General features: G+C 33.8%; 6 protein-coding genes. 3 read left to right on the forward strand and 3 right to left on the reverse strand.

The features are described 5' to 3' along the window. Together Q0L65_RS05010 and Q0L65_RS05015 are read left to right on the forward strand one after the other, a co-directional pair. On the forward strand, positions 1-1,347 hold a 1,347-nt coding region (locus tag Q0L65_RS05010; RefSeq protein WP_296684148.1), incomplete at its 5' end, for an RHS repeat-associated core domain-containing protein. A gap of 3 nt (positions 1,348-1,350) precedes the next feature. Beyond that, positions 1,351-1,833: a hypothetical protein gene (locus tag Q0L65_RS05015; protein ID WP_296684150.1), complete on the forward strand. Its 483-nt coding sequence runs from the start codon at positions 1,351-1,353 to the stop codon at positions 1,831-1,833. A gap of 66 nt (positions 1,834-1,899) precedes the next feature. On the opposite strand, the gene Q0L65_RS05020 is transcribed toward Q0L65_RS05015, so the two are convergent. Both Q0L65_RS05020 and Q0L65_RS05025 read right to left on the reverse strand, forming a co-directional pair. After that, positions 1,900-2,235 carry a hypothetical protein gene (locus Q0L65_RS05020; RefSeq protein ID WP_296684151.1) on the reverse strand — a complete coding sequence of 112 codons (336 nt, stop codon included), beginning with the start codon at positions 2,233-2,235 and terminating at the stop codon, positions 1,900-1,902. A gap of 3 nt (positions 2,236-2,238) precedes the next feature. Then, positions 2,239-4,044 (reverse strand): RHS repeat-associated core domain-containing protein, encoded by a 1,806-nt coding sequence (locus tag Q0L65_RS05025; RefSeq protein ID WP_296684153.1) that lies wholly within the window; start codon positions 4,042-4,044, stop codon positions 2,239-2,241. A 252-nt stretch (positions 4,045-4,296) separates the two neighbouring features. Here Q0L65_RS05025 and Q0L65_RS05030 point away from each other — a divergent pair, with 252 nt between their 5' ends. Further along, the gene (locus tag Q0L65_RS05030; protein ID WP_296684154.1) at positions 4,297-4,788 is read left to right on the forward strand and encodes a hypothetical protein; all 492 of its coding nucleotides are present in this window, start codon (positions 4,297-4,299) and stop codon (positions 4,786-4,788) included. Positions 4,789-5,023: 235 nt separating this feature from the next. On the opposite strand, the gene Q0L65_RS05035 is transcribed toward Q0L65_RS05030, so the two are convergent. After that, a partial coding sequence (locus tag Q0L65_RS05035; RefSeq protein ID WP_296684156.1) for an RHS repeat-associated core domain-containing protein occupies positions 5,024-6,358 on the reverse strand: 1,335 nt, incomplete at its 5' end.

Genomic DNA, 6,358 nt, shown 5'->3' on the forward strand with positions numbered 1-6,358 from the left:
ACTACAGGTGATGATTATGTATATGATGCCAATGGTAATATGACCGTGGATAAAAACAAGAATATCTCCAGTATTGTGTACAACCACTTGAACTTGCCTACAAAAATTGTCTTCCCAACTGGAAATATTGTGTATATTTACAACGCTAGTGGGCAAAAGGTACAAAAGGTAGTTACAAGTACAACACCTGCTAGTGTTGTTACTACTGACTATTTAGGAGGATATCAATATAGTAACACAAGTTTGCAGTTTTTTCCAACGGCGGAAGGCTATGTAAAAAACACCCCTGTGAGTGGAACTAACTCGTACAGTTATGTGTTTAATTACACGGACCATTTAGGGAATACTCGATTGAGTTACACTAAAGACGCATTAACAGGTTCATTGAAAATTCTTGAAGAAAGTAACTACTATCCTTTTGGATTGAAGCATAATGGGTATAACCCTATTTCTCCAATTCCTGAAAACAGAAGACTTTTTAATGGTAAGGAGTTGCAAGAAGAGTTGGGGCTTAACACTTACGACTTCGGATTTAGGCAATATATGCCCGATATTGGCAGAATGCCCAATATTGATATGTTGGCAGAATTAGCCTATGACATCACACCAAACCGTTATTGTTTTAATAACCCTCTCATATTTATAGACCCAAGCGGTTTATGGGAAACAACTACAGGAGGTTATACAACAAACAAGGCAGAAGATATAAAACGTTTTATGTCATATTTGGGTGTTGAAAATAATGCTTTAAATAACAACCCAAGTAAAGAACAAATGGGTTCATTTATTGAAGGTGAGATTTCAGCAGGAGGACATGGAAAATTAAGTGATGGTTCTACATTGGCAGATGAACTTACTATTGTTGGAACTAAACGAAAAGGAGAAGATTTTAAAAATGGATATGCGGATAAGTCTTTTCAAAATTTTTATCACGGTGTTCAAAAAAGTTTAACGCCTAATTCTTTAGACCCTAGAACAGTAAGTCATAATATTTTTTGGCTAACCTATCCTGGTCCGTGGAATCCTCAAACTTATGCAGAAAGAGATGATTATTCATATATTCCCACAAGACCTGAAGAGTTCCCTGCTATTACACACGATTTAGCTTATAATGATTTAAAAATTAGAGGTGCAGAAGGATTGTTCACAGCTAAAAGTGCAATTCCTGCTGATTATAAGTTCGTAACACAGGAATTAGCTATTGCTTTGTCTCCTGCTTATAGTATGAGAACAAGAGTAACGGCAGGCACTTTAGGTCTGGGATTGGGATTTTTTGCTTCATTTAAAGTCCAATACTTTACTGTCACAGATGCCTTTAAAGAAACTTATAAATCGATAAAAAAATAAATTATGTCAATAAATAATAAGATAAAAATATACTTTTTATTTGTTTTGTTTACTTTAACAAGCTGTGATGGGACTTTAGGAGGGTTCAATACTGTCAGTTTTCCTGTTTCAAAGAAAAAACTAGAGGTTGCATTTGATAGTTTGTACTTTAATTATCCTAATTATAAAATTCCAAATAAATATCTAGAATTTAATAATTGGCAGTATTGGGGAGCAAATTCTTTAGATGCAAAGACTTTTTATTTTAGCCAATCACCAGAAGAAATGTATTACATTTCATTTGTTGGAGACGAACAAACCTTTAAGGATACAACTCATATAGATATTGCAATTCGTTCTGTTTTTGAAGACAAAAAAATGAAGTGGCTAAAACAAGAAGATTTTAGCAATGAAGAAGAAACTAGGATACAAGAAAGATTTAAAAAAGAAATAATCTCAAAACTAGAAAAATACACAAACAGTAAAGCGGTAGATTTGGGGGATTAACCGGTAATGTGGTAATGTATCAAAATAATGGCTTGATTATTTTAAGCCATCACTAATATTGATACATTACCCTTTTCTTATACTACCTATAATTACAAACTTTGTCTTCTCTCGCAATTGGCTTTCGCTTAATTCTTCATTATATTCCCCAAGTAGAACACCTCCATTAAAGGCTATTATTTCGTTCTTAAAATTAGAAAAATCATATCCATAATGCCTTTGAGTTAATATCAAAATATTGCCTTTAACATCATCAAACTGTAAATAATTGTTGCTCCTAAATACTATGCATTTAGAACTTTTTATACTCAGAATACTTCCTTTGATTATATTCTGTCCGTCTGAACTTTCAAAGTCCCAAGGTTCGCTAACGGTAATAAAATATTTTTCTTCTTCCATCATGTTTTATCTTAAAGGTTGCCAATTAATCAATCTCACTCTTACAGGGTCTACAGTCATAAACTCTGCTCCTTTACCCATCATTCCGTTTGCAGGCAGAACTTTTGTTCCATTCCTCAATAGCGTAGGATTATTCAAGATTTGGAATTCGACACGAATTGTGGGGGCACTTGGTAACGCTAATCTATTTTGTGCACTAGTTGCTGATTTGTATAGGTCTTTTGTAAAGAAGGTTTCTCCTGCTCTGCCTCCTCTCAATAACCCTTTTTGCTGTATAACTTTTAATTCGCCCTCTGTCATATACCTAAACCCAGTAGTTCCGCCCTTAGCGGCTTCATTACTAACAACAGAAGCCCCTTCAATTAATTTACCTCCTACTGCCCAGGTCTGTAATTCTGCAATAAATTCTGTGATGGATAAATATAAATTAACAATTTCAAAATTCATTTTTGTCTGATTCTCAATACCCGAAGATTTAGACTTTCCTTTCTTTTTAGGTGGGTCAGTAGGATTACCATCTTCATCAGCTGCTCCTTCCTCTCGAGCATCCGAAGCAGTGGCTGTTGAACGTTTTTTAACGTATCCATCAGGATTTGCAATATCCATTCCATCTCCTCCAGCTTGCCTGTCCATATCGGCTCTTCTATTGGAGTTCCATTCAGAATTACTCATTTCAGAACTTCTATCCACTTGCGATTTGTAAGCTTCCATCCCGCTAGGGTCAATGTAACTTATCGGATTATTATTCAAAAATGAATACGAAGAATACGAACAAAACTTCTCGGCTAATGGGTCTTGTGTTAGTGTTCTAACATAAGAAGGGTCGTACATTCTAGCCCCAAAATCGTAAGCATTCAAATTCAACTCATCTTGTAATTCTTTTCCATTGAAGAGCAATTTATCTGCAGGATTATTGGTAGAAACTAAATTATTATAGCCTTTGTGCATGAGCCCAAAAGGATAATAATTACTTTCCTCAAGAATTTTCAATGAACCTGTTGTTGCGTCTTTAGTATAACTCAATCGAGTATTCCCTAAATGGTCAGTGTAATTGTACACATAGCTGTAAGTATTAGCCCCACTAACAGGAGTATTTTTCACATACCCTTCTGTCGTTGGAAAATATTGCAACACTGCATTTTTATACTGATAGCCTCCTAAATAATCAGTTGTAGTTACCGTTGTATTCTCCGTTACTACTTTTTGTACCTTTTGCCCCGCCGCATTGTAAATATACATAATATTTCCTGTTGGAAAAACAATTTTTGTAGGCAGGTTCAAGTGGTTGTACACAATACTAGAGATGTTCTTGTTTTTATCCACGGTCATATTACCATTGGCATCATATACATAATCATCACCTGTAGTGTTTCCGTCCTTAAATCCACTTGTTGCAGTAGGCTGGGCTTCTGTTACTCGCATTAATTTATTAGAGTTTGTGGCATAAGTATAAGTAAGATTATCTATCCCAATGGTACCTGCTTGAGTATCGTTATCACCGTTGCGTTTTAAAGTCAAGATGTTACCGTTCTTGTCATAGGTCAGGTTTTCATCATACATACGGGTTACCACACTCGATTTTTGATAAGTGGCGTCTTTCAAACGATTCAAATTATCGTATTTGTAACCGTAGTTCCTCACAAAACCTCCATCGGTAGCTGTGCTCCAAAACGTCTCGGCTATGTTGCCATTATAAAGTTGGTTTGCCACAGCGGTATTGCCTTGCACGGTATTGTAATTAATTTTAAAACCAAACAAATCCGCAGGGTCAGTGCCTTGTTGCAAGGCATTAGGGTTGTTTTTTAGTAGCACACTTTTTATCTTTTTTAACTCGTTATCTCCCGCTATTCGCTATATCTTTTTATTTTTTAAAGAAAAAAAATAAAAAGGATGCCGCTACTATCGGGGCTAGAATACATCTTCTATTTTTCAGCACAAAAAAAGCAACCGTAGTTGCTCTTTTTAAAGTTGTTTTTAATTAATTTTTGTTTTTAATAACTTCAAATTTTGTAATTTTATACTGCATTTGTTAGCTTCAATTCATTTTAAAAATTTAAAAGACCTATGAAAACTAAAATTTTATTTCTATTTACGTGTTTAATTGTATTGAGTTCTTTTAAACCAATTCAACAAATTGACGATACTCAATTATATAAAGTAATCATCTTTAAATTAGTGAAGAATGAAAAAGGTGAAGAAAAACAAAAAGTTGTATTAATTAATCAAAATGGAAATATTATTATAGATAATAAACTAATCAATAACAAAGTAGATATTAAATCATTTAACCAAGAGATTAATAATTTTATAAAATCACAAAAACTGATAAAAGAGAAAGCCAACAATGAACCTCCGAAAATGGATATAATACCTAATGATGGAGAACAATTTATAAGTATTATCATTGTGAAATTAGAAGATTATAAAAAAGAAATGGATTATGCAAATCCTTCACAATATATATACCGACAAATTAAAAAATCATCCGAAAAAAATATTTTGTATAAATATTTAAAATCGGATGATTTGAATGTTTTAAAAAATAAATTAGATTAATTTTTTATAATTTAAATTGTTTTATGAATGCTACCAATTGAAAATATGTAATTCACGTAGCATATACAATATTCCAATAAAAATAGATAATATACCAGCGCTATAACCTTTTATATTTGTACTAATTAATTGTGTGTTTTCTCTAGTCTTATATGTGAACCAAATCATTATAATTCCAAATATAATTGCTAAAACACCTATTCCTAAAGTTTTTAATATTTCCATAATAATATATTTACTCTTTCTTTTCAGTTATAATTAATTTTTTAGTCGTTTCAACAGCTTTTTCATTAATCATCTTACCTGCTTGTTTAAAGGCTGCACTACCGCCTGCAGCATCAATTGCCTTTTCACCTGCACTTGATATCCCCATAGTTGCTAAATCAACAGCTGCATTTTTATATTGTCCTTGCAATCCATTACCGACTGCATTAGATCCAGATCCTGCCGTACCCATACCAGCACCAAAATCAAATATTGCTACACCTAGTGGTATCATTTCTGGACCAAAAAGACAGCTTGAACCAGTAACAAGAATACCAGCACCTTCAGCATATGTACTACTTTTTGAAAGAAACTCTCCAGCATTTTTTAAATCTTGCCCAAGAACATCTGCACTAAACTCATATTCAGGAGTTGAACCTACTACTGTTGTTATTTCTCCACTAACTTTAGCCTCTGCAATAGCAGTTGGATTAGCTTGGTCAGCAGCCGTTCTTTCCTTACCATCACTACTACTTACCCATTTTGCATTTTCTTTTAATGTTATGGTGTTTCCTCCTTGCGAGTATGTATTATTTGATTTTCCATCTGAATAATCACTATAACCTGCCGCTTTTGCTTGCGCTTTTGAGTTAATATCACTTCTCCAAGACCATTGTCCATCACTTCCTAAAACCCAATCATTAGGAGCCATTCCATCAGGGTCAGTAAAACGCATTGGATTATTAAAACAATAATTGTATGGAGACCATCTTCGCATTTTCTCTGTAAGTGGGTCAATAGTACTCCAACCAGCTCTTGCAGGGTCATACATACGTGAGCCATAATCATATTGGTTCAATCCTAACTCTTCTTGCAGTTCCTTTCCATTAAAAAGTCTTCTATTTTCAGGAATTGGAGAAATAGGATTATACCCATTATGCTTCATCCCAAAGGGATAATAGTTACTTTCCTCAAGAATTTTCAATGAACCTGTTGTAGCGTCTTTAGTATAACTCAATCGAGTATTCCCTAAATGGTCCGTGTAATTAAACACATAACTGTAAGTATTAGCCCCACTAACAGGAGTATTTTTCACATACCCCTCTGTCGTTGGAAAATACTGCAACACTGCATTTTTATACTGATAGCCTCCAACAAAATAATCAGTAGTGGTTACTGTTGTATTCTCTGTTACTACTTTCTGTATCTTTTGCCCACTAGCATTGTAAATATACACAATATTTCCAGTTGGAAAAACAATTTTTGTAGGCAAGTTCAAGTGGTTGTACACAATACTGGAGATGTTCTTGTTTTTATCCACGGTCATATTACCATTGGCATCATACACATAATCATCGCCTGTAGT

This window comes from Flavobacterium sp. (assembly GCF_024642105.1).
GTDB lineage: Bacteria > Bacteroidota > Bacteroidia > Flavobacteriales > Flavobacteriaceae > Flavobacterium.